Here is a 23385-nt window from a genome sequence, read left to right as displayed (position 1 = left end):
GAAGCGGGTGGGGAAGAAGGGGCGGCGGCCTATTCCGCCGCGGCCCGGTCCGGGGGAGCGGCCACCGGAACGCCGAGGTCGGCAAGCAGGCGCGCGATGCGCCGGCCATTCACCGGAAGGCCGAACTCGCGCCGGCAGAAGGCCGCCCCCTCCTCCGCCAGCCGCCGCCACAGCGCGTCGTCGCGGTGCAGGCGGATCACCGCATCGGCGAAGCCGGCCGGATCGTCGGCGACCAGCACGGCCTCGTCCGGGTCCAGGACCATGCCCTCCACCGCCACCGGCGTGGCCACCGCCGGCAGGCCGTGCATGAAGCTGGTGGCGAGCTTGCCCTTCAGGCCCGCGCCGTAGCGCAGCGGGGCGACGGAGACGAGCGCCCGCTCCATCAGCGGCGCGATGTCCGGCACGAAACCGACCACCTCCACCCCGTTGCCGGCCAGCGCCGCGACCTCGGGCGGCACGTTGCTGCCGACGATGCGGAAGACGGCATCGGGCAGCGCACGCCGGACCCGCGGCCAGACCTCGGCCACGAACCAGCACACCGCATCGACATTGGGATCGTGCCGGAAACCGCCGACGAAGATGACGCCCGCGCGCCCCTCACGCGGCGGCATGCGGTCGGGAACCTCGCGGATCAGCGGCAGGATGGACACGCGCTCCCCCACGCCCTGCGCGTCCAGCAGGCGCTTCTCCTCGATGCTGCGGACCAGGGTGGCGTCGCTGCGGCGGATCATGTCCAGCTCCAGCGTCCGCAGCCGGGCCGCCTCCGCCCGCAGGGCCGGATCGCCGGTCAGCTCCGCCCGCCGGTCGACGCGCAGGAAGTGCAGGTCCACCGTGTCGAAGATCACCGGCGCCTGCGGGCAGTGGCGCCGCACCTCGTCGATGTGCCGCGCCGCATGCGGCCCGCGCGCCATCAGCACGACATCGAACTCCGCCCCCCGCGCCCGCAGGAAATCGTGCATGGTGCGGAAGAACGGCGCATGGATGCACTCCACCCCGGCGCCCTGAAGCTCCTCGGTATAGCGCCCGGCATGGGCGAAGTTGTCCTCCGGGACGAAGGTCACCCGGCCGCCGAGATCCGACACGATGCGCAGCAGGTTGACCATGTCCACCGAGCCGGAATCCTGGTCGGGCGTCGGGGTCGTGGCGTCCACCACCAGCATGCGGAAGGCCGGCCGCCGGTCGGCCGCCGCCGGCAGGTCCGCCGGGCTGCCGTGCCGCGCCAGATCGGCCTGCCACTTCTCCAGGAAACGGGGCCGGTTCAGGGTCTGGTGACGCTTGATGCCGGCCCCCAGATCGGTGCCCGAGGTCACGCCCTCGTAATGCACCACCCGCGACAGGGGCTGATAGAGCACGCGGAAACCCAGCGACCGGATGCCGAACGCCAGATCGGTATCCTCGTAATAGGCCGGCGCGTAGCGGGTGTCGAAGCCGCCCAGCCGGCGGAACAGATCCGCCCGCACCAGGATGGCCGCGCCGGAGCAGTAGTCCACGTCGCGCAGATAGTTCACGGCGGGATCGTCAGGGCTGCCCAGCCGCCCCCAGTTCCACCCCGAGGCGTCGGCGAAGACGATCCCGCCCGCCTCCTGAAGCCGGCCGTCGGGATAGATCAGCTTCGACCCGACCAGACCCGCCTCCGGATGCTGCTCCAGCGTCTCCACCAGCCGGTCGAGCCAGCCCGGCTCGACGGTCGTGTCGTTGTTGAGGAACATCAGCAGCCGCCCCCGGGCCTCCGCCGCGCCGCGGTTGCAGGCGCCGATGAACCCCAGATTCTCCGGGTTGCGCAGGTAGCGGATATCGTCACGCCCGGCGAGTTCGGACGCGGTCGCGTCGCTGGAGGCGTCGTCCACGACGATGACCTCGAACGGCACCCGCGGCAGTGCGCGGGCGATGCTGTCCAGGCAGGCCAGGGTGTAGGGGATCTGGTTGAACACCGGGATGATGACCGACACCTCCGGCGCGGCGGCGGCCAGGGTGGCGATCCGCAGCCGTTGCGCGGCCGGCGGCGGCGGCCGCCCGGGACGGGGCGCGGACAGGGCCGGCGGCTCGGCCGGCGCCGCGGCGGGCAGGGCGGACGTCGCCTCGCCCCCCACCCGCCCCAGCAGCATCCGGAGCCGGCGCAGCAGCCGGCCGATCACCCGGACCGGCGCGGTCAGACGCCAGGACCGGGAGGCGAAGATCTCGCGCAACCTGAGCTCGCGGTCCGCCAGCTCCTGACGGGAAACGGTCAGCTCCGCCGTGACTCGGCCAAGCTCCTGGTCCGATGCCAGCAACTGCTGCTCCAGCCGCGCCGCGGCAAGCCCGGCCGCCTCCAGCTCCCGCCGGAGGGCGGCGGCGTCGATCCGCCCGCTTCCCTGGTCGGCAGGCGTCCGGGGCGCCTCAAGCAGCCGTAGACAGGCATCGAGACGGACCAGCAGGTCGCCCCGGGGGGCATCGCCCCGCACGGGAGGGGTCGGAGCGGAACTGGTGGACAGCGGTTCGGCGGGAACGTTCATCAGGGACAGCGTTTCGTTGCGGAGAAGAGCGGTCGCGCCGGATTGACCGACCGGGTCCTGGAACGGCGGCATATCTATCACCGAGCCCTACCGCCGCCAACGTCGCGGAGGGCGTGGAGCAGCCGCCCCACGGCACGCACGGGTCGGCTGAACGCCCAGGAGGTCGATGAATAGATCGCAGCCAGACGGGCCTCATAGTAGGCGCGGGTGGCCTCGGCATTCTCCCGTTCGGCCTGGAGCGCCTGCCGGAGCCCGTCGGCCTCCAGCGCAGCCGCGGCGCGTTCCGTTTCCAGGACACGGGCGAACCACTCCCGTTCCTGCGCCCGCTCGGCGCCCAGACGGTCGATCTCCGTCCGGTAACCGTGGTGCACCTGGACCAGCTCGGCGTCCAGGGCGTCGATCCGGGTCCGGTAACCGGCATGCAGCCGATCCAGGTCGGCCCGGTGAGCCGCGTGGACACGGTCCAGCTCGGCCCGGTATCCGGCGTGAACCTCGGCCAGTTCGGCCTCGTGCGCCGCGACGGTCCGGCCGACCGCCTGGGCGGCGGCGGTGCGGCGGGCATCGCGCCCGAACTCCCGCATGCGGGCGATGCCGGGGGCCCACTCCGGCAACCGCCGGAGCAGCGCCCGCCGCAGCAGCAGCTCGATCTCGAAGCTGCTGCGCAGGCCCGCCCCGGAGATCGTGTTGGCGCCGTGCAGGCGGTAGCTGAACAGCGCCTCGTCCGGCAACCAGCCGGCCCGCGCCGGGGCGGCGGCGATGGCCCGCAAGGCCCAGTCCCAGTCCAGCACGTAGCGGTAATGGGCGAACGGTCCGATCCGGCGCCAGAGGTCGCGGCTGAAGAAGAAATTGGAGGTGGAAACCGTGAAGTTGCCAAAAAGGATGCCCGGCCAGACTCCGTGGCTCCGGGCGTAGTTCAGCACCGGATCCGTGCGACGTCTCAACCAGTGGTCGGGCGCGTCGATGGGTGCCCCCTCGCCATCGATCAGATCGAAGCCGCTGACGGCGAAGTCCCACCTGTTGGACCGGCAGGAGGCGAGCATCCGCGCCAGACGGTCCGGATGGAAGAGGTCGTCCGAATTGAGAATGGCAACCCAGGGCGCCCGGGCCAGGGCGACACCCCGGTTGATCGCCGCATGCGATCCCGCATTCGCCTGCCGCTCCAGCCGGACCCGCGGGTCGCCCAGGTAGGCTTCGACCCGCTCCGCGGTCGCATCCCGCGACCCGTCATCGATGACGATGAGCTCGACCGCCTCCAGGCTCTGGCAGAGAACGCTCTCGATCGCCGCACCGACATAGGGGGCGTGGTTGTAGGCCGGGATGACGACGCTGACCGCAGGGTTGGACATCTCAGCGCCCGCCATCCAGGGGCAGGTCCTGACCACCCACCAGCCGGTGGAACTCTGCGCAGGTCGGGCCTCCCGGGCCGGCCGTGCCGGTCGGTCCCAACGCCCTGTAGAGCTGATCCAGGGCGAAGGACCGGTGCGCCGGCAGGCAGCCCTTGAGCGCCAGCCGCGCCAGAGCGACCGGACGGGCCGCATCCGACGGCACCCCGAGGTCACGCAGGTCCTCGCGGAAGGCCTCCCGGAACACCGCCTCGTCGAGATCGAGAAAGCGCTCCAGAATCCGGCCCCTCTCCCAGGCGTCGCGGGCCAGCACGTCGGGCCGCGCAGCGCTGGCGTTGCGCTGCCCGGAGAGGATGCGGAATTCGACCATCTCCTGCTCCATGACATGGATCTCGTGGTGCGCACAGATACGCACCCACATGTCCAGATCCGGCAGTTGCGCGAGACGCGGGTCGTACCCCCCCACCTCGGCGTAGACGGACCGGCGCACCATCGCCGTCGGATGGCAAAGGCAGTTTCCCCAGAAGAAGAAATGCCGGAGCCAGCCGCTCCGGGGCCTGTTCGCCTGCCGGAAGACCGAAAAGTCCTTGTGGCTTGAATCGGTGAAGGTCGCCCCTGTCTCCGTGATGAACCGGGGCAATCCGAAGACGGCGGCCGTGCCCGGATTCGCATCGAGAAAGTCTGCCTGATTCTCCAGCCGCCGCGGAAGGCTGCGGTCATCCGAGTTCAGAACGGCCACATAGTCTCCGCGCGCCCGGGAGATGGCATCGTTCATGGCGATGCAGGCGCCGCGGTTGCTTTCGAAGAGGTTCAGCCGGAGTCGCGGCTCCGCCCTGGCGACAGCCCTCAACCTCTCGGCGGTGCCGTCCGCGGACCCGTCATCGGTGACCACGACCTCCAGAGGAAACGCAGCCTGTCCCAGGACGCTGTCGATGGCCTCCACGACGAAGTCGGCATGATTGTAGGCGGCGATGACGACGCTGACTTTCGGGGTATCCATGATTCAGCCGGCGAGAAGATGATCGAGGATGTCACAGATCCGTGCGGCACCGTCCGTCCCGAGAGCGCTGAAGAGAGGGAGGGACAGAACCTCCCGAGCGGCGCGATGCGCCTGGGGCAGGTTCTCCGGCGCGGCACTCGGCAGGGACCGGTAACAGTTATATTCTGAGCAGAGCGGGTAGAAGTATTTGCGCGGAAAGACATTGAAATCACGCATACGCTCATAAAGTTCGTCGCGCGTCAATCTTGCCACCGCCGCATCAACCCGGATCACGAAATACTGATGGCTGTCGCGGACGTTCTCCGGAACGGCGACGCAACGCACACCGGAAAGCCGCGACAATCTCTCACGATAGACGGCAGCGATGCGGGATCGCTCCCTTCTCTCTTCCTCCACCATCTTCAGCGTCAGCAATCCCAAGGCGGCCTGAAGCTCATTCATCTTTCCGTTTATACCAGGGAGAATGACTTCTTCTTCATTTTTGATTCCAAAATTTTTCAGAAGATCTATTCTTTTCTTCAGTTTCTCGTCCCTGACCGCGAGAGCCCCCCCCTCCGCGGTATGGAACAGCTTCGTGGCGTGGAACGAGAGCATCGTGATGTCGCCGAAATCCGTGATCGGCTGCCCGTCGATCTCGCTTCCGAAGGCATGCGCACCGTCGTAGATCACCTTGAGGCCATAGGTGTCCGCGACCTGCTGGATGGCCTCGACCGCGCACGGAATCCCATAGACATGCACCGCCAGGATGGCACTGGTCCGCCCCGTGACCAGACGCTCGATCCGCGATGCATCGATGCAGAGGGTTTCCGGATCGACGTCGCAGAAGACCGGCGTCACGTTGTTCCAGGACAGGACATGGGGGGTCGCCGGGAAGGTGAAGGGCGTGGTGATCACTTCACCCGAGACGCCCAGGGCCTGGCAGGCGACGATCAGCGCGATCGTGCCGTTATTGAACAGGCTCAGATGGGGAGCCCGGAGATAGGCGGACAGCGCCCGCTCCAGTTCCTGATGTTGCCGGCCTCCGTTGGTGAGCCAACCCGAATCCCATACCGTCTCCAGCAGGGAATTGTAGTCTGCCAGAGGAGGCAGCATGGGCCGGGTGACATAGATCGGGTCCGAAAACGGCTGCGGAGTTCTCGCCATGACGACTCTGCCTGGATCGCGGAGATGCGCGACTTTGCCGGATGGGACCCCCGCCGCGCCAGGGGTCGGGATACAGATCAGGCCGTTGACCTTAGGGTCAACGGCTCCTCGTCCGCTTCCGCTCTGTCCGTCGGTGCCGCGCCGGTGACCCTGATCACCGCCGGAAGACGTGCACAGCCATAAAGCGGGGATCCCGGACGGCGTCCCACCTCGATCTGGGCCGCGATCGGAACGTAGTCACAGAAATCGACCACGGAGTTTTCCAGATCGACCGGTTCCGAGGCCACGGCCGTGATGGTGTAGCGTCCCTCCGCCAGGTCGGCGGGAAACTCCCAGTCCACCACCAGTTCCTGACCGGGAACCAGGTTCTTGATCGGAATCCCTTCGACGATCGTGTCGGTGTAGAGCACGTCGAGGCCGGTGGTGTTCCGCACATGCGCGCCCAGCAGGAGTTCAGGGATCTCCGCCCGGGCGACCAGCCACATGCGCAGGATGATCCGGCTGCCATAACCGGCGAAGGCGACGGGCCGGTCAGCATCGTCGAACAGCCCGATGCAGATGAAATCCGCCCGGCCGTTGCTGACCCGATTGTACGCGGCAAGCCTCTCGAATTCCGCCTGCACCCCGGGAGGCGGGCAGGCCTGTGGCCCCCCGGCCGAATCCGAGGAGGCATCCACCACGTCAGACGGACTTGCCGGTGCTCCCTGCACCAGACCGGTGCGCCCCGCCAGTCCCGCCTGCCGCTCCGTGAAGAGGTCATTGACGTAGCATTCGACCACGTCATCAATCGGCCCCGCCGCGCGGATCCGCCCCCTCTCCAGATAAAGCCCACGGCTACAGACCGACTTTACGGCGCTCAGGTCATGGCTGACGAAGATCACGGTCAGGCCGGACTCGATCATGTCGCGCATCCTGGCCATGCACTTCGCCTGGAAGAACGCATCCCCTACGGAAAGCGCCTCGTCGACAATCAGGATGTCCGGGTCCGTATGCACAGCGACGGCAAACGCCAGACGGACGAACATGCCGCTCGAATAGGTCTTCACGGGCCGGTCGAGGAAGTCGCCGATCTCGGCAAAGGCGGCGATCTCTTCGAAGCGATCAAGCGCCTGTTGTCGCGTCAGCCCGAGCAGCTGGGCATTCAACAAGGCATTCTCACGCCCTGTGAAATCCGGGTTGAAACCTGCGCCCAGTTCGAGCAGCGCCGCGATCCGTCCACGAACCTCCAGAAGACCCGCTGTCGGGGTCAAGGTCCCGCACAGAAGTTGCAGGAGCGTGGATTTCCCGGCTCCATTCCGACCGATGATGGCGAGTTGCTCCCCCCGCCCGATTTCGAAGGAGACATCATCCAATGCGCTGAAATGGCTGGACGGCCCGCGGCCGCCGAACAGTTCGCGCAGACGATCCCATGGCCGGTCATAGTGCGGATACCGCTTGCACAGACCGCTCGCTCGGATGACCGGTTCAGAGGACATCGGCGAACCCCCGACGCGACCGGCGGAACAGCGTCAGTCCGCCCAGCGCAGTCAGCAGCGCGGCAACCGAGTAGATGCCGAGACTTCCCCAGTCCGGAGCCCGTCCCTGTAGCAGCACCTCGCGGGTCGCCTCGATCGGCGCGGCCAGAGGCCCCAGCGCGACAACGCTCCGTAATCCCTCGGGCGCGGCTGCAAGCGGGAAGAAGACGGGGGAAAGGAACATCAGGAGCGTAGACAGGAAACTGCTCAACTGACCGATGTCTCGGATGTAGACGGCAAGAGCGGCCAGCGCCCAGGAAATACCGCAGCACAGGAGCACAAGCGGCGCGACGGTAAAAGGCAACAGCAGCATGGTCGCCTGGAATCCCCCGGTCCCCAGCATCCCCGCGGCCAGCACCAGAATGACCAGTCCCAGGGCCAGATGAACGGTGGCGCTGCCGACCTGCACCAAGGGCAGCAGGCCAAGCGGGAAGACCACCTTCTTCACGAAATTGGAATTGCTCACGATGCAGGCCGGGGCCTGCGTCAGGCTGTCGGCCAGAAGACCATGGAGGAGGACCCCGGAGTACAGCATGAGCGCGAAGTCCGCGAGCCGATCAGGATGTGCTCCGGTGGCGACCCGGGGGGAGAACAGCACGCCGAAGACCAGCACGTAGGCGCCGAGCAGAAGCAACGGCGCGATCCAGGCCCAGGCGAGCCCCAACCATGTCTCGCGGTACCGTTCCGCGATCCGACGGCGAAGCAGGGACAGGAACAGGCTGGAATGGCGCGACAGAAGACGAGGAAGCGTCTGTGGATTCCGAAGAAGGGCAATGACCATCTGCTACTGCTTTGTGGTTACGCCCCGTTGGAGGCCGTCTCCGGATACCGGTCAGACCACCTGCCAACGGGCAACGTCCGTTCCGACGCCCCGTGGAACGTATGCCAGCCCCTCATCCGCCCGGGGTTATGGAGCAACACCCCGGCCGCTTCAAGCCCGTTCTCCGCCTCCGCTCGACCCGGTTGCACCAGGGTGCCGATTCGGTGGAGAACGCATACGGACATGATAGCCGGGTGCGGGGAGATCAAGAGGAATGACGGGAACCAGGAGCCCGCTGCGGGAAACGCTGCGGGCGGCGGCTTTTCTCGATCGGGATGGCGTGCTGAACGTCGACCACGGCTATGTTCACCGGATCGAGGATGTGGAGTGGATCGACGGAGCGATCAAGGCCGTCAGGATTCTCAACGATCAGGGCTACCTTGTTTTCGTCGTAACCAACCAATCGGGGGTCGCCCGGGGTCTCTACGCCGAAGACGAGGTCAAGAAGCTGCACCGCTGGATGCAGACTGAAATGGCGCGGCAGGGGGCGAGGATCGATGACTTCCGGTATTGCCCCCATCACCCGGACGGAACCGTCCAGGCCTACCGCACAGCCTGCCGCTGCCGCAAACCGGAACCGGGAATGCTGCTCGACCTGTGCGCGTGCTGGCCGGTTGACAGGGCGCGGAGCTTCCTGATCGGGGACCACCTGCGCGACGTTCACGCGGCAGAGGCGGCCGGCATCCGCGGCCATCTCTTCACCGGCGGCGATCTGTCGGAGTTCGTCGGCGCGCTGCTTGGCCGGGAAACCGGGGACGGGCCTACAGCATCCCCTCCGCCACCCGCATGAGGAAACGGCCGTACTCGTTCTTGAGGAGCGGCCGGGCCAGTTCGACCAGATGGTCTGCCGTGATCAGGCCGCGTTCAAAGGCGATCTGCTCGATACAGGCAACCTTGACGCCCTGCCGCTTCTCCAGGGTCTGCACGAACTGCGATGCGTCCAGGAGGCTCTCATGGGTGCCCGTGTCCAGCCAGGCGAACCCCGTTCCCATCCGCTCGACCTTCAATGCCCCCATTTCAAGATAGCAACGGTTGACGTCGGTGATCTCCAACTCGCCCCGCGCCGACGGCCGGATACCGGCAGCAATATCGAGCACCCGGTTATCGTAGAAATAGAGTCCGGTGACGGCGTAGTTGGATTTCGGAACAGCCGGTTTCTCTTCGATCGCCAGAACCCGGCCCGACTCGTCGAAATCGACCACGCCGTAGCGCTCGGGGTCGCTGACATGATAGGCGAAGACCACGGCACCGTCCGTCGTGGCCGCCGCCCTTTGCAGCATCGGCGCCAACCCCTGGCCGAAGAAGATGTTGTCGCCCAGGACAAGGCAGACGCTGTCCTGGCCGACGAAATCCCGCCCGATCACGAACGCCTGGGCCAGCCCTTCCGGCCTTGGCTGCTCGGCGTAGCTGATCTGGATGCCCCATTGGCTGCCGTCTTGCAGCAGAGCCCTGAACAACCCCGCATCCTGCGGCGTCGTGATGACCAGGATCTCCGTGATCCCGGCCATCAGCAGCACGGAAAGCGGATAATAGATCAGCGGCTTGTCATAGACAGGCAGGAGCTGCTTGGACACCACCTGGGTCACCGGATAGAGCCGGGTCCCCGAACCGCCCGCCAGGATGATTCCCTTCACGGCATTTTCTCCTGCACTTCACCCGCGGGGGCGGTCGCTCCGGCAAGGCCGAGCCGCTGGCCGGCATAGCGGCGATCCAGGATGGGCCGCCACCACGCTTCGTTCGCCAGATACCATTCCACCGTGGCGCGCAATCCGGTTTCAAAGGTCTCCTGCGGGCTCCACCCCAGATCACGACGGATCCTGGACGCATCTATGGCGTAGCGCAGATCGTGGCCGGGCCTGTCGGAGACATGGGTGATCAGCCGCCGCCTGGACCCCTGCGGATCGGGCACCAGATCATCCAGCAGGTCGCAGATGGCGTGAACCACGTCGATGTTCCGCCGCTCGGCGTTGCCGCCGATGTTGTAGGACTCGCCGGGCCGCCCCCGGGTCAGCACCTGCCAGAGCGCCCGGGCGTGATCCTCCACATGCAGCCAGTCCCGCACATTCAACCCCCTGCCGTAGACCGGCAGCGGACGACCGGCGATCCCGTTCAGGATCATCAGGGGGATCAGCTTCTCCGGAAACTGGAAGGGGCCATAGTTGTTGGAGCAGTTGGATACCAGCACCGGCAGGCCGTAGGTGTGGAACCACGCCCTTGCCAGATGGTCCGATCCCGCCTTGCTGGCAGAATAGGGAGAGTTCGGCGCATAGGGCGTCGTCTCCGTGAAGGCCCCGACATCGCCCAGGCTTCCGTAGACCTCGTCGGTGGAAACATGGTGGAAACGGAAGGATGCGCGGCGCGCGTCAGGCAGCCCACGCCAGTAGGCGGTCGATGCGGCGAGAAGCGCGTAGGTGCCCACAAGGTTGGTCATGATGAAGGCCGCGGGATCGTCGATCGAGCGATCCACATGCGACTCGGCAGCCAGATGCATCACCGCATCCGGCTGCTCGCGCTCGAAAAGCGCGGCCAGTCCGGGACCATCGCAGATGTCCAGCTGCTCGAAACGGTAACGCGGACTGCCTGACACCTCGGCCAGGGCTTCAGGGCTGGCCGCATAGGTCAGCTTGTCCACGTTACAAATCGATATCTCGGTCGTCCGGATCAGGGTCCGGATCACGCAGGAGCCTATGAACCCGGCCCCTCCGGTGACGATCAGCTTCACGATCTGACTCATCCCGAAAAAGACCCGACCGCTGGGCCGGGCCGAAGGAAGGTCCCGATTGCCTCATCGGCCGTCGATGGTCAAGGCGGAAGCCGCACAGGGCCTGAGCCCGGCTGGGGGGCCGTGGCGCGGCCGGCCCGTTTCCGGTGCCGGCCGCAGCGTCCCGCGGACTGCGTTTAATCAGGCTGCCTCAATGGTGCCCGTGATGGTCCCCGTCATGATCGTCGTGGTCCCCGTCGGCATCCCTGTCTGGATCGGCCAGCCCCTCCGGCCGGGTGGACAGGTCGTAGCGGGCCTGGACGGCGCCCTTGCCGGCCAGCCGGATGGAGGCGACCAGCTTGGCGTCGGTGGTCGGCTCGACCTCCAGGGTGCCGCGGAAGCTGTTGCCGCCGGCCGGCGCCAGCACGACCTTCTCGGTCCGGCCGCCGGCCAGCAGGGTCACCGCGACCTCCCCGCCGTCGGTTGGGATCGGCTCGTCCTGCATCGTGTACATGTTGAGGGTCACCTCGCGGCCCTGGAGCAGCAGTTCGGCATGCATCGGGCCGGCATGCACCTGCCGGCCGCCCTGCGGACCGATGGGCGAGCCGTGCGCCAGGGCCTGAAGCGGCAGGGCCGCGACCGTGAGCAGAAGGGCGGCAGCGGCCAGCTGCCGGGGAAAACGCCGGGGACGGATGGACATGGTCGTGTCTCCTTCGATCAAGGAAAGCGTGGAAACGGACGGAGCGGAAAGGGTCAGTAGGCTTCGGCCGTGCGCGTGGCATCCCGGTCCGCCAGCAGGCGGTCCAGGGCCGTGCGCCCGAAGCGGTGGAAGAGGACGGGGGTCAGGGCGGCGTCCAGCAGGGTGGCGCTGATCAGGCCGCCGAAGATGGCGACCGCGACCGGGTGCAGGATCTCCTTGCCCGGCGCATCGGCCCCGACCAGGAGCGGCAGCAGCGCCAGCCCGGCGGACAACGCCGTCATCAGCACCGGCACCAGCCGTTCCTGGCTGCCGCGCAGGATCATGCGCCGGCCGAAATCCTCGCCCTCGTGCAGGACCAGGTTGATGTAGTGGCTGATCTTCAGGATGCCGTTGCGGGTGGTGATGCCGGTCAGGGTGATGAAGCCCACCATGCTGGCCACCGAGAGCGGCTGACCGGCCAGCCAGAGCGCCGTGACGCTGCCGACCAGCGCCAGCGGCACATTGCCCATGATGATCAGGGCCAGCGCCGCCGAGCGGTAGCGGCTGTAGAGCACGAGGAAGATCAGCGAGAGCGAGACGGCGGAGAGCAGCGCGATGGTCCGCGTCGCCTCCTCCTGCGAGCGGAAGGTGCCCTCCAGGCTGGTGAAGGTGCCGGGCGGCAGCGCTGTCTGCGCCACCACCGACCGGATGGCGGCGACGATGGCGGCGGTGTCCGTCTCGCCGTCCGTGTTCGCCAGCACGGCGATGCGGCGCTTGCCGTTCTCCCGCTGGATCTCGTTGGGACCGTCGGTCTCCTCGATGCGGGCCACGGCGGACAGCGGCACCGGACCCGAAGGCGAGTCCAGCAGCAGCCGGCGCAGCCCCTCGGCCGTCCGCTGCTCCTCCGGCAGGCGCAGCACCAGGGAAAAGCGGCGGCTGCCGTCCACGATCTCCGACAGCACGCTGCCGCCTGAGAGCAGTTCCACCGCGTCGGTGACGGCACCGGGCGTCAGGCCGTAGAAGGCGGCCCGCTCATGGTCCACCTCCACCCGCACCTGCGGAATGCGGACCTGCCGTTCGACCTGGAGATCGACGAGGCCGGGAATGCCGGCGAGCCGGGCCTCCAGATCCGCCGCGGTGCTGCGCAGCGTGTCCAGGTCCTCGCCATAGATCTTGAGCGCGATCTGCGCCCGCACGCCCGAGAGCATGTGCTCCAGCCGGTGCGAGATCGGCTGGCCGACATTGACCGAAACCGGAAGCGCCGCAAGCTGGGCCCGGATGTCGGCCAGGATCTCAGCCCGTGGGCGGACGGAATCGTCCAGGTCGGCGTCCAGTTCCGTGACGTTCACGCCCAGGGCATGCTCGTCCAGTTCGGCCCGCCCGGTGCGCCGGCCGACGGAGCGCACCTCCGGCACCTGGAGGACCAGCTTCTCGGCCAGCGCCCCCAGCCGGCTGGACTCGGCAAGCGAGATGCCGGGGTTCAGGGTCAGGGCGATGGTCACCGTCCCCTCGTTGAGGGGCGGCAGGAAGGTGCGGGGCAGCAGCGGCACCGAGGCGGCGGCCGCCGCCACGGCGACCAGGGCCGCTCCCGCGAGCAGCCGCGGATGGCCGAAGGACCAGCCCAGCAGGCGCGCATTGGCCCGCTTCAACCGGCGCACCAGCCAGCCTTCGTGCGCCTCCAGCCGCTTCATCCGGGGCAGCAGGTAGTAGGACAGCACCGGCGTCAGCGTAACGGCGGTGACCAGGCTGGCCAGGATGGAGACGATGTAGGCGATGCCCAGCGGCGCGAAGAAGCGCCCCTCGATCCCTGTCAGCGCGAACAGGGGGACGAAGACCAGGATGATGATGAGGGTGGCGTAGACGATGCCGGAGCGGACCTCGGCACTGGCGTCCAGCACCACCTGGAGCGGCGGCCGGGGGCTGCCGGCGGCGCGGTTCTCCCGCAGCCGGCGGAAGATGTTCTCCACGTCCACCACGGCGTCGTCCACCAGCTCGCCGATGGCGATGGCGAGACCGCCCAGCGTCATGGTGTTGATGGTGAGCCCGAGGGCGTCGAACACCAGCACCGTGATCAGGATGGAGACGGGAATGGCGGACAGGCTGATGACCGTGGTCCGCACGTTCAGCAGGAAGAGGAACAGGACCACGGTGACCACCGCCGCCGCCTCGACCAGCACGCGCTCGACATTGGCGATGGAGGTCTCGATGAAATCGGCCTGGCGGAACAGGATCGTGTCCGCCGTGATGCCGGGCGGCAGGGTCGGGGCCAGCTCGGCCAGGGCCGCCTCGATCTCCCGCGAGAGCGACACCGTGTCGGCGCCCGGCTGCTTCATGACGGAGACGATCACCGCCGGGGCGCCGTTCATGCCGGCGTCGCCGCGCTTGAGCCGCGGGGCGAAATCCACCGCGGCCACCTGCGACAGCGGCACCGGCAGCCCGTTGCGGACATCCACGGTCAGGGCGCGCAGATCCTCCAGGTCGGTGCTGCGGCCGATACCGCGGATCAGGTACTCGGACTGCCGCTGATCCACGAAGCCGCCGCCGCCGTTGCTGCCGAAGCGGCGCAGCGCGGCCACGATCCGGTCGGCGCCGATCTCCAGGAGGGCCATGCGGTCAGGGTCGGGGGCGACGCGGTATTCCCGCACCTCCCCGCCGATGGGGATGACCTGGCTGACGCCGGGGACGGCCAGCAGGCGCGGCCGGACGATCCAGTCCGCCGTCTCGCGCACCTGCATCGGGCTGGCGCTGCCGTCCGGCGAAACCATCGCCACCTGGATGATCTCGCCCATCATGGAGCTGATCGGCCCCATCTGCGGCACCACCCCTTCGGGAAGCTGCGACGCGACGAGGGTCAGCCGCTCCGCCACCTGCTGGCGGTTGCGGAAGACGTCCGAGCCCCAGTCGAAATCGACATAGACCACGGACAGGCCGACGCCGGAGACGGAGCGCACCCGGGTCACCCCCGGCATGCCGTTCAGCGTGGTCTCCAGCGGAAAGGTGACGAGCTGCTCCACCTCCTCCGGGGCAAGGCCCGGCGCCTCCGTCATCAGCGTGACGGTCTGGGGATTGACGTCGGGCAGCACGTCCACCGGGAGCGTGCGCAGGGTGAACGCCCCGAACAGGATCAGCAGGGCAGCGGCGGCCAGCACGAAGACGCGGTTGCGCAGGCTGGTGGCGACGATGGTCGTGAACATGATCCGCCCTCACCGCACCTGGGTCAGAAGGGCGGCGCCCGCCGTGACGATGCGGCTGCCGGGCTCCAGCCCCGCTTCGACCAGCACGCTGGCGCCGTCCAGCGGACGGTAGCGGACGGTGCGCGGCTCGAACCGCTGCGGCGAGACATGCTCCCAGACGACCGGCAGGCCGGCCGGGCCGCGCACCACCGCCTCACGCGGCAGCACGATGCCCTCCACCTGCGCGGTGCCGGAGACCTGGACGCGCACCGGGGCACCGGGATGCCTCCCTTCCCCGCCGGCCTCCACCCGGAACAGCAGGGGTACGGCCTGGCCGCGGCGGGCCGGACCGGTGCCGAGCAGGCCGAGTTTCAGCACCGCGCCGTCGTCGCCCGTGGCGGTGGCGGCGACGATGTCCTGCGCCGCCGCAGGATCGAAGGCGACCGCCTCGACGAGCAGCCGGCCGGGATCGACGATCTCGAACAGCACCGTCTGGTCGCGGTCGTCGATCACCTGTCCCGGCACGGCATCCGCCGCGGCGATGATGCCGGAAACGGGCGCGCGCAGGGGTTCGCGCACCTCCAGTACCGGCGACAGGGCCTTGCGCTGGCGCTGGAGGCCGGCCAGCACCGCCTTGGCGTCGTCGATCTCCTTCTGGGCGACGGTGCCCTTCAGGCGGCTGAGACGGTCGAGCTGCTGGCGGGCGACGACGATCTCCTTGTCGATGGAGGCCATCTGCTCGCTCAGCGTGCCCCGCTCCCCCGCCGCGATGGCCGGAACGATGTAGGCCAGGACCTGCCCGGCCTCGACCTTCTGGCCGACATAGGGCAGCCCGTCCTCCGGCGCCTCCACCCGGCCGACCTCGCTGGCCTGGACCCGGCCGGAGGCGTTGGGATCGGCGATGATCCGGCCGACCAGGGAATGGCTGCTGCGGGCGCGGGTGATCTCCGCCGGCAGGGTGCGGACGCCGAGCAGGCGCTGCGTGCGCTTGGGCACGAACAGGCTGCCGTCGGGCAGGCGCCTCGGCTGGTCGGGCAGCGCCTGGACCGGGCCCTCGTCACCATGGTCGTGGCCCTCATGCGCTGCGGCCGGGAGGGATGCCGTCAGAACGACGCCCAGCAGGAGGACGGCGGCCAGACCGGCCGACCGGCGGCGGCCGGCGAGCACCGCCAGCAGGACCGTGGCAGCCACCCCGGCGGCGAAGGCCGCCAGCAGCAGGGGCCAGCCCGGCAGAACCGGCGCATCATGGTCGTCGTCTGCATCGGCCGCTTCCGGCACGGCCAGGGAACCGATCAGCAGGTCGGAGACGTCTCCGGCGGCGACCGTCACCACCAGTTCGTGGGTCGGGCCGTGCAGCTCCTCCGCCTCCAGCAGGTAGGAACCGTCGGGCAGCGCCTCGGGCCGGACCTCGGCGCCGCCGTCGATGCTGACGCTCACGTCGGCACCGATGACCGGCTCGTTGGTCGCGTAGCGGTCGAGATAGAGGATCAGATGGCCGGCCTTGAGCACGGCGACGAGTTCGACGTCGCTGCCCGTCGCCTCCAGGGTCGGCACCGGCGCGGGGCCGGCTGCCGGGGGCGGGGCATCGTCATGGCCCTCATGGGCCGCAACGACGGCGGGCAGGGCGAGAAGGGACAGCAGGAAGCAGGCGCGGAAGACGCGCCGGAAAGATCGCAGCATGGGGAAACCGTTCCGTCCGCAGCACGGGGACAGCCGGGACGCGCAAAGGGGTCCCGACGCGGAGGCGGACAGCAGAACCCCAGGTTGTGACCCGGGGCAGCCGCCAGCTCAGGCAGCGTGGAGCGGCGGCGGGCAGGGCGGGGTATGGCCGATGCCGGCGTGGCCGAGATCTGCCGCGGGACGCAGCGGCATCGCCCGGACGCTCGGCCCGGCAAGGACAGCCAGCACCGGCATGCCCGTCATGTGCGAGGCGATGCAGTGCGCAAGGCAGCACGGGGCCGAGGGATCGTGCCCGTCCGGGCAGGCCGGCGCGGACGCCGGCGAACCGGCGGCATGGCCCGGATCGCATGGCACCGCAGCAGTTGCTGCCGGCTGGTCATGGCCGGCCGGCCGGACCGCCTCCCCCGCATCGACCGCGGGCAGGGAAGCGGTAGCCCCATGGAGGTGGTGATCCTGCACCCGGAGATGACCCCCGGCTTCCGCATGGGCGTGGCCGATATGGGCAAGGGCCGGGATCGGGGCGAGCAGCAGCAGCGCAGCCAGGGCAAGAAGCCCCCCGCCTGCCAGCAGCCGTGCCAGTCCGTTCCTAAGCCTCATCCCGCGGTCGTTCCGATCATGCGTCACAAGGGTGCGCAGATTGGACCGGTCAGACCTTCCTGGCAAGCCCCGTGTCGGCCGGCACGATGCATCCGGCGCGGAGTGAGTACCCCGGGAGCCCTCCCCCACCCGGGTCCTGTACGATGCCGCCCGCGGGCGCGATCCTCCTTGAGGTACGCTGTTGCAGAACCGTCAGGCCGTGCAGGTCCGGACGAGAGACCGCACCGTCACGGCAGGACATGCGACCACCGCCCCTCATGGATATGGAGGCCCGTCATGTTCATGCCCGCCCAGTACCGCCAGGGCGACGTTCTCCTGGTTGCGGTCAACTCGCTGCCCACGTCCGTGAAGCCCGCCGCCCTGGATGGCGGGCGCGTCGTCCTGGCCTATGGCGAGGTCACCGGCCACGCCCATGCGATGCCCGGCAGCCGGGTCCACTATTTCCGCGAGGACGGATCGGGCCGCGGCTTCATCCAGGTCCATGGCGGTGATCCCGTCGCCCTGTCGCACGAGGAGCATGATGCCATCCCGGTGCCGCCGGGCACCTATGAGGTGGTGCGCCAGCGTGAGTACCAGCCAAGGGCCCTGCCCCGCGCGATCGCGGACTGACCCGGCAGCGGCCGGCACGATGTCCGACGCGCAGCACCGCCAGGAAGCCCTTGCCGAGTGGAAACGGCGGCTGACCTGGCAGATCCCCCTCGACCGCGACGCGGCGGAGAGAGCCATCGCCGACGCCTACTGTGTCTCCGGCCTGCCGCCCCCCGGACGCATCGTCTGGGCCCGGGGTCCCCGGGACGCCCAGGCGATCCTCGCCCGGATCGGGTGGCGTCGGTGGTGGCCCTGGGGACTGGTGGCGGCAGCGCTCCTGCTGCCGTTCACCCTGTCCACACTGCCGGCCCTGCCGACGGACGGGCGGGAGGTGCTGTCGGGTCTGCCGGCCGTCGCCCTGGTGCTCTGCCTCAGCGCCCTGTGGGCGCATACGATCCTGCTTCTGGGCTCCCCCGGTCCGCGGGCCGCCGCGGACTGGAAGATGCGTGTGCTGCCGGCCATCGCCCTGGTGGTCGCCCTGGCGGCGCTCGCCTTCCACGATCAGGGAGACGGAATGCCGCTCTCGTGGTTTCTGGCCGGCTTCATCGCCCTGCCCGGCATCGTCGCACTGGGGATGCGGCCGCCACGACCGTCGGTGGCCGTATCGACGCGCAGCGGCCGGACGGTCGGACCGAAGCTCAGCCGCGCCTTCCAGCGCGCCCTGAACGAGGGGGGCGGCCGGCCGCGCACCTGGTTCCCCCTGGGCGAAGCAGGAGAACGGCTGCCCGACCATGTGCGGGTAATGGCGATGGCCGCCCCGCCCAGCTTCGTCGCCCCGCTCATCTACTACGGTCTGGACCGTCTGCTGCGGAACCAGATAACCGAGCCGGAGGAGACGGCGGGACCGGGCCGACCGCGCGGCCGGCTGGCCACCTTCGCCGCCCTCGTCCGCCATGTGGACTGCGTCTGGACTTTCGAGCGCCTTGCCGTAGCGCTGGAGCCCCCGGTGGAGGTGCATCTGGACGACCGCGGGCGCTTCCATCGTATGGACGGGCCGGCTGTGGTCTGGCGCGACGGTTGCGCCCTGTTCGCCGTGGAAGGGCGCTTCGCCGGCGATCCGGCCATTCTGTTCGCGCCCGAAACCCTCACGCTGGCCCAGATCCGCGACGAACCCGATCCGGGCGTGCGGCGGGCGCTGCTGGCCCGGTACGGACCCGAACGGGTGATGGAGCAGGCCGGACACATGGTCTGCCGCGATTCCTATGGCGAGCTGTGGCGCGCCGAGCAGTTCGACGGTGAGCCCCTGACCATGGTCCGGGTCATCAACAGCACGCCCGAGCCGGACGGCAGCCACAAGGTGTACTGGCTGCGGGTGCCGCCGCACACCCGCTATCCGCGGGAGGGCGTGGCCTGGACCTTCGGGCTGGCGCCGGCCTTCTATGCGCCGTCGGTGGAGACGTGAGCAGGCTTTGCGCTTGAGCCAGGGCCGCACTCCCCCATATCGCTGGGGCCGGACTCCCCGGGGTCCTGTCGCTATGGAGGATGAGCATCATGGGCCTGTTCAGGTCCCCCAGCCAGAACCTGCCGACCGCTGCCGATGCCCTGCCCGGACGGGCCGAGCCCCTGCCGGTGGGCAATGTCCACGCCGTCAACGGCCATCCGCTGAAGCCGCCCTTCCCCGCCGGCCTGGAGACGGCGGTGTTCGGCATGGGCTGCTTCTGGGGCGTGGAGCGGAAGTTCTGGCAGGTTCCGGGCGTCTACAGCACCGCCGCGGGCTATGCCGGCGGCCCCACCCCGAACCCGACCTATGAGGAGGTCTGCACCGGCCGCACCGGCCATGCCGAGGTGGTGCTGGTGGTCTACGACCCCGCGGCGGTCAGCTACGCCGAGCTGCTGAAGGTGTTCTGGGAGAACCACGACCCGACGCAGGGCATGCGCCAGGGCAACGATGTCGGCACGCAGTACCGCTCCGCCATCTACGCCACCACGCCGGAACAGCTCCGGCTGGCGGCGGCGTCGCGTGACAGCTACGCCGGCCGGCTGACGGCCCAGGGATACGGCGCGGTGACGACGGAAATCCGCGAGGCCCCGACCTTCTACTATGCCGAGGACTACCACCAGCAGTACCTGCACAAGAAGCCCTGGGGCTACTGCGGCCTGGGCGGTACGGGCGTGAGCTGCCCGCTGCCGACCGGCGTGGCCGCCGACTGACGGCGGACGGGCAGCGGCGGGTTCCGCCTGCCCTGCCCGCCCTGCCCCGGCGTCAGCGTCCCCGGCCTCAGCGCCGGCGCAGCGCCTCCAGCGCCGCGGTGTCGGTGAAGTCGAAGCCCAGCGGGGTCAGCGACACGGCGCAGCGACGCAGGGCGGCGATGTCGCTGTCCTCCGGCTGGTCGCAGACGGCACGGCGGAAGGCAAGCCAGCGGTAGTCGATGCCGCGGGTATCGGTCCGCCGTTCCGTGTCGATGGCGACGATGTTCCCCTGCGCCTGCCGGGTGAACTCGAAGCCCGTCACCTCCTCCGGTTCGACATCGGGGAAGTTCACGTTCAGCACCGCTTCCGGCAGGCCGCCGCGCCCGTCCAGCACCTCGAACACCCGCGGGATCATCGCCATGGCCGTATGCCAGCGGACCTGCTCGCGGTCCCGGAACGCCTGGCTGAAGGCAATGCCCGGCACGCCCAGCAGCTTCGCGGTCAGGGCCGCGCTGACCGTACCGGAATAGGCGACCTCCTGGCCCAGATTGGCGCCGCGGTTGATGCCGGAGATCACGATGTCGGGCGGGGTGGCGGCCAGCACCTCGCGCAGGCCGACGATCACGCTGTCGCCCGGCGTGCCGGTGACGGCGAAGCGGCGCTCCCCCTTCGCCAGCAGGCGCAGCGGATCGTGCAGGCTGATGGCGCGGGACATGCCGCTCTGGTCGTGCTCCGGCGCCACGATCCAGACCTCCTCCGCCAGTTCCTGGGCGACACGGGCCAGGGCCGCCATGCCCGGTGCGTCGATGCCGTCGTCGTTGGTCAGGAGCGCGCGGGCGAAGCGGCGGGCGGAGCGGGCTTGCATCAACGGTGCCTCTCGTGCTGTCTGCGGACGGTTGCCAGGAAAGCCGATCCGGCACCGGGAGTCGAGGCTTGGGAGCATCCCCGTGAGCGAACGCCTGAATACCGCCCTCTGGGTCCAGGCCCATCTCTGGCGGTGCAGCGCCGAGGGCATCCCGGCCTATGTGGTCCGCAAGGGCGAGCCGGAAAGCGGGATGGTCGTGCTGAAGCTCGCCCTGCCGGGCCGGCGCGCCAAGGTGTTCAGCCAGAGCCGCGACCTGGACGGCCGGCTGGGCTGGCTGGCCGGGCTGAACGGTGCGGAGGTGGACGAGCACGAGGCGGACGAGTATGTCGCCCGCCAGATCAGGCGCGACCCGGACCTCTGGGTGGTCGAGGTGGAGAGCCGGACGGGCGAGCATCCCTTCGAGGGCCACACGTTCTGAGACCTGACCTTTCTGCCCCTTGATTCGCGGCCAGGATGGCGTAAACCCGCGCATCCCGCGACCGTGCCGATGCCATGCCGAACCGTTCCCGCTCCCTCACAGGGGCGGCCCTCGCCGCCCTTGCCTTGCTCGCCCTGCCCCGTTCCGCGCCGGCCGAGCCGTCGCCGCTGGACGAGATCGTCGTCACCGCCACACGGCGGCCGGCAGCGCTGCGCGACGTGCCGGCCAGTGTCTCCACCCTCGACCGCACTACATTCGAGAGGCAGCAGACCCGCTTCATCGGGGAGGAACTGCGCGGCCTGCCGGGCGTCGTGCTGCGGAGCAACGACCAGGGCACCTATACCGACCTCGTGATCCGCGGCGTGCCGAACCGCGTCCACAATGACACGCTGGTCGTGATGATGGACGGCGTTCCCTTCGTCACCGGCGATGACGAGGGCGACCTGGAGCAGCTCCCCTTCGCCGCCATCGGCCGGGTCGATCTGGTCCGCGGCCCGATGTCGGCGCTGTACGGCCGCGGCGCCATCGCCGGCACGCTGAACTACATCACCCGCGAGGTCGGGACGGAGGACCGCGCCGAGACCGAGGCCGGGTTCGGCAGCCATGGCTGGCGGCAGGTCGGAGCACTGGTGCAGACGCCCACCCTGGACCGGGGCGCGCTGCTGCTGACCGGGGAGGTGCAGCGCGGCGACGGCTGGCGCGACCGCACCGGCAGGCGTCAGGACAGCCTGTTCGCCAAGCACCGGCTGGATCTGGCGGAGTGGGGCCGGCTGTCGCTGACCGCCACCTGGGTCGATCAGGCGCAGCGGCTGGCGGGCGAGCTGCCGGTGACGGCGGACGGTGCCCTGGTACCGCTGCCCGGTGGGCGCAAGGGCAACTGGAACGAGGACGACGCCGGCTTCTACAAGCGCATGCTGACCGGCACCGCGATCCTGGAGGCGGAGGCGGCCCCCGGCCTGTCCCTGACCACCCGGCTGCACGCGCGCCGCAGCCTGACCAGCGCCTTGCAGGGCTTCTTCAAGCGGTTCGAACCCGGCGACGATGCGGTGACCTTCACCGGTTTCCGGGTGGACAACAGAACCCGCACAGCCTTCGCGGAACAGTCCTTCGACTGGCAGCGCGGGCCGCTGCGGCTGCTGGGCGGGGCGAGCGCCGAACAGGTGGACAGCCGGCCGGTGGAGACCTGGAGCGGCAGCTTCGACTTCGCCGACCTGTTCTACGCCCAGCGCCGCCTGATCCTGACCGGCCGTCCCGTGGATCCGGAGGCGTGGCGCAGCGACACCCTGCTGAACGCCGACGCGCGCAGCAGCACCTACGGCGCCTATCTCCAGGGCGAATGGACCCTGGGTCCCGTGACGCTGGCCGGCGGCGGCCGCTTCGACCGCTTCTCCCGCCGGGTCCATTACGGCCCGGGCGGCAGCGGCTACGGACCCGATCCGGTGGAGACGGTGCGCGACGCGGACCAGCGGGTCAGCCCCAAGGCGTCCGTCACCTGGGCCGTCGGCACCGATCTCAGCGTCTATGCCGCCTACGGCGCCGGCTTCTCCCCCGGCTTCGGGCCGGTCTGGTCCTTCCGCAGCCGCGACACCGGCCTGGCGCCGGAACTGGCGGACAACGTCGAGGCCGGGATCAAGGGCGCCCTGCTGGACGGGCGTCTGGTGGCGACCATGACCGCCTACCGGCTGAAGCGCCGGGACCTGTTGCAGCTTCTGCCCGTGGACGGCACGGCGCGGACCATCAATACCGGCCGGCAGCGCAGCCGCGGGCTGGAGGTCGAGGTGCTGGCCGACCTGTCCGACGCGGTAGAGGGGCTGTCCCTGGACCTGACCTACGGCCTGACGGACGCGGTCTGGACCGAGAACCGTTATCTGGAACCGGATACCGGCCGGCCCTTCGACTTCAGCGGCAAGGACGTGGCCGGCGTACCGCGGCATGCCGGCCGGGTGGCACTGACCCAGGCAATCGAGAGCCTGGGGCTGGAGGCGCGGGCCTGGGTGGACCTGTCCGGCGACTATGCCTATGACAGCGCCAACAGCGTGCGTTCCGGCGGCTACGCCCTGTGGAACGCGGCGCTGACCTGGACGCCGCTGCCGGCGCTGGAGCTGACGCTGACCGTGCGCAACCTGTTCGACCGGGAGGTCAATCTGGTGGTGGCGGACAATGACGGCCCCTATGCCGCCTTCCCGCAGCCGCCGCGGGAGGTCTTCCTCAGCGGGAAAGTCCGCTTCTGAGGTCCGGCCCG

Annotated in this window: 19 protein-coding genes; 6 read left to right on the top strand and 13 right to left on the bottom strand. The window is 69.4% G+C overall.

Annotated features, from left to right (window positions below; genetic code table 11):
• Positions 1–29 precede the first annotated feature (29 nt).
• The 6 genes from ACFQPS_RS01145 to ACFQPS_RS01120 all read right to left on the bottom strand — a co-directional run bounded on the left by ACFQPS_RS01145 (position 30) and on the right by ACFQPS_RS01120 (position 8273).
• A complete protein-coding gene (locus ACFQPS_RS01145) occupies positions 30–2492 on the bottom strand; it encodes a glycosyltransferase (RefSeq protein WP_377355722.1) in 2463 nt (820 codons plus the stop codon).
• Positions 2493–2569: 77 nt separating this feature from the next.
• Positions 2570–3853 carry a glycosyltransferase family 2 protein gene (locus ACFQPS_RS01140; RefSeq protein WP_377355720.1) on the bottom strand — a complete coding sequence of 428 codons (1284 nt, stop codon included), beginning with the start codon at positions 3851–3853 and terminating at the stop codon, positions 2570–2572.
• Positions 3840–4835, bottom strand: a complete 996-nt coding sequence (locus ACFQPS_RS01135; protein ID WP_377355719.1) for a glycosyltransferase — start codon at positions 4833–4835, stop codon at positions 3840–3842. Before ACFQPS_RS01135 ends, ACFQPS_RS01140 begins: the two co-directional genes overlap by 14 nt.
• A 3-nt stretch (positions 4836–4838) precedes the next feature.
• Positions 4839–5978: a DegT/DnrJ/EryC1/StrS family aminotransferase gene (locus ACFQPS_RS01130; RefSeq protein ID WP_377355718.1), complete on the bottom strand. Its 1140-nt coding sequence runs from the start codon at positions 5976–5978 to the stop codon at positions 4839–4841.
• A gap of 77 nt (positions 5979–6055) precedes the next feature.
• On the bottom strand, positions 6056–7453 hold the full coding sequence (locus tag ACFQPS_RS01125) for an ABC transporter ATP-binding protein (RefSeq protein ID WP_377355716.1): 1398 nt from the start codon (positions 7451–7453) through the stop codon (positions 6056–6058).
• Positions 7443–8273, bottom strand: a complete 831-nt coding sequence (locus ACFQPS_RS01120) for an ABC transporter permease (protein ID WP_377355715.1) — start codon at positions 8271–8273, stop codon at positions 7443–7445. The genes ACFQPS_RS01125 and ACFQPS_RS01120 overlap by 11 nt, the downstream gene beginning before the upstream one ends.
• Before the next feature lie 253 nt (positions 8274–8526).
• On the opposite strand from ACFQPS_RS01120, the gene gmhB reads away from it, so the two are divergent.
• Complete coding sequence (gene gmhB, locus ACFQPS_RS01115; protein ID WP_377355713.1) at positions 8527–9102, top strand: D-glycero-beta-D-manno-heptose 1,7-bisphosphate 7-phosphatase; 576 nt, start codon at positions 8527–8529, stop codon at positions 9100–9102.
• Here gmhB and rfbA read toward each other — a convergent pair.
• The 6 genes from rfbA to ACFQPS_RS01085 form a co-directional block, all read right to left on the bottom strand.
• The gene (rfbA, locus tag ACFQPS_RS01110) at positions 9074–9946 is read right to left on the bottom strand and encodes a glucose-1-phosphate thymidylyltransferase RfbA (RefSeq protein WP_377355712.1); all 873 of its coding nucleotides are present in this window, start codon (positions 9944–9946) and stop codon (positions 9074–9076) included. The genes gmhB and rfbA overlap by 29 nt on opposite strands.
• The gene (gene rfbB / locus ACFQPS_RS01105) at positions 9943–11034 is read right to left on the bottom strand and encodes a dTDP-glucose 4,6-dehydratase (RefSeq protein WP_377355709.1); all 1092 of its coding nucleotides are present in this window, start codon (positions 11032–11034) and stop codon (positions 9943–9945) included. The genes rfbA and rfbB overlap by 4 nt, the downstream gene beginning before the upstream one ends.
• Positions 11035–11224: 190 nt before the next feature.
• Positions 11225–11713, bottom strand: coding sequence for a hypothetical protein (locus tag ACFQPS_RS01100; protein ID WP_377355708.1), 489 nt, complete (start codon positions 11711–11713; stop codon positions 11225–11227).
• A gap of 53 nt (positions 11714–11766) precedes the next feature.
• Entirely contained in the window at positions 11767–14886 is a 3120-nt protein-coding gene (locus ACFQPS_RS01095) for an efflux RND transporter permease subunit (RefSeq protein WP_377355706.1), read from the bottom strand.
• Positions 14887–14895: 9 nt separating this feature from the next.
• Positions 14896–16545, bottom strand: coding sequence for an efflux RND transporter periplasmic adaptor subunit (locus tag ACFQPS_RS01090; RefSeq protein WP_377355704.1), 1650 nt, complete (start codon positions 16543–16545; stop codon positions 14896–14898).
• Between the two features lie 108 nt (positions 16546–16653).
• The gene (locus ACFQPS_RS01085; protein ID WP_377355703.1) at positions 16654–17142 is read right to left on the bottom strand and encodes a hypothetical protein; all 489 of its coding nucleotides are present in this window, start codon (positions 17140–17142) and stop codon (positions 16654–16656) included.
• 276 nt (positions 17143–17418) lie between these two features.
• Here ACFQPS_RS01085 and ACFQPS_RS01080 point away from each other — a divergent pair, with 276 nt between their 5' ends.
• The 3 genes from ACFQPS_RS01080 to msrA all read left to right on the top strand — a co-directional run bounded on the left by ACFQPS_RS01080 (position 17419) and on the right by msrA (position 19881).
• Positions 17419–17751 (top strand): hypothetical protein, encoded by a 333-nt coding sequence (locus tag ACFQPS_RS01080; protein ID WP_377355702.1) that lies wholly within the window; start codon positions 17419–17421, stop codon positions 17749–17751.
• Positions 17752–17770: 19 nt separating this feature from the next.
• Positions 17771–19132: a DUF6745 domain-containing protein gene (locus tag ACFQPS_RS01075; RefSeq protein WP_377355701.1), complete on the top strand. Its 1362-nt coding sequence runs from the start codon at positions 17771–17773 to the stop codon at positions 19130–19132.
• An 89-nt stretch (positions 19133–19221) separates the two neighbouring features.
• On the top strand, positions 19222–19881 hold the full coding sequence (gene msrA / locus ACFQPS_RS01070) for a peptide-methionine (S)-S-oxide reductase MsrA (protein ID WP_377355699.1): 660 nt from the start codon (positions 19222–19224) through the stop codon (positions 19879–19881).
• 67 nt (positions 19882–19948) lie between these two features.
• Here the strand turns inward: msrA and surE are convergent, their stop codons facing one another.
• Positions 19949–20725, bottom strand: coding sequence for a 5'/3'-nucleotidase SurE (gene surE / locus ACFQPS_RS01065; RefSeq protein ID WP_377355697.1), 777 nt, complete (start codon positions 20723–20725; stop codon positions 19949–19951).
• Between the two features lie 82 nt (positions 20726–20807).
• Here surE and ACFQPS_RS01060 point away from each other — a divergent pair, with 82 nt between their 5' ends.
• Both ACFQPS_RS01060 and ACFQPS_RS01055 read left to right on the top strand, forming a co-directional pair.
• The gene (locus ACFQPS_RS01060) at positions 20808–21143 is read left to right on the top strand and encodes a DUF1491 family protein (protein WP_012566028.1); all 336 of its coding nucleotides are present in this window, start codon (positions 20808–20810) and stop codon (positions 21141–21143) included.
• A gap of 74 nt (positions 21144–21217) precedes the next feature.
• Positions 21218–23374, top strand: coding sequence for a TonB-dependent receptor (locus ACFQPS_RS01055; protein ID WP_377355696.1), 2157 nt, complete (start codon positions 21218–21220; stop codon positions 23372–23374).
• Positions 23375–23385: the final 11 nt, after the last annotated feature.

The sequence above is a fragment of the Rhodocista pekingensis genome, assembly GCF_042665545.1.
Classification (GTDB): Bacteria; Pseudomonadota; Alphaproteobacteria; order Azospirillales; family Azospirillaceae; genus Rhodocista; species Rhodocista pekingensis.
The sequence above is the reverse complement of the archived record's forward strand: the minus strand, read 5'-3'. Positions and strand labels throughout refer to the sequence as shown.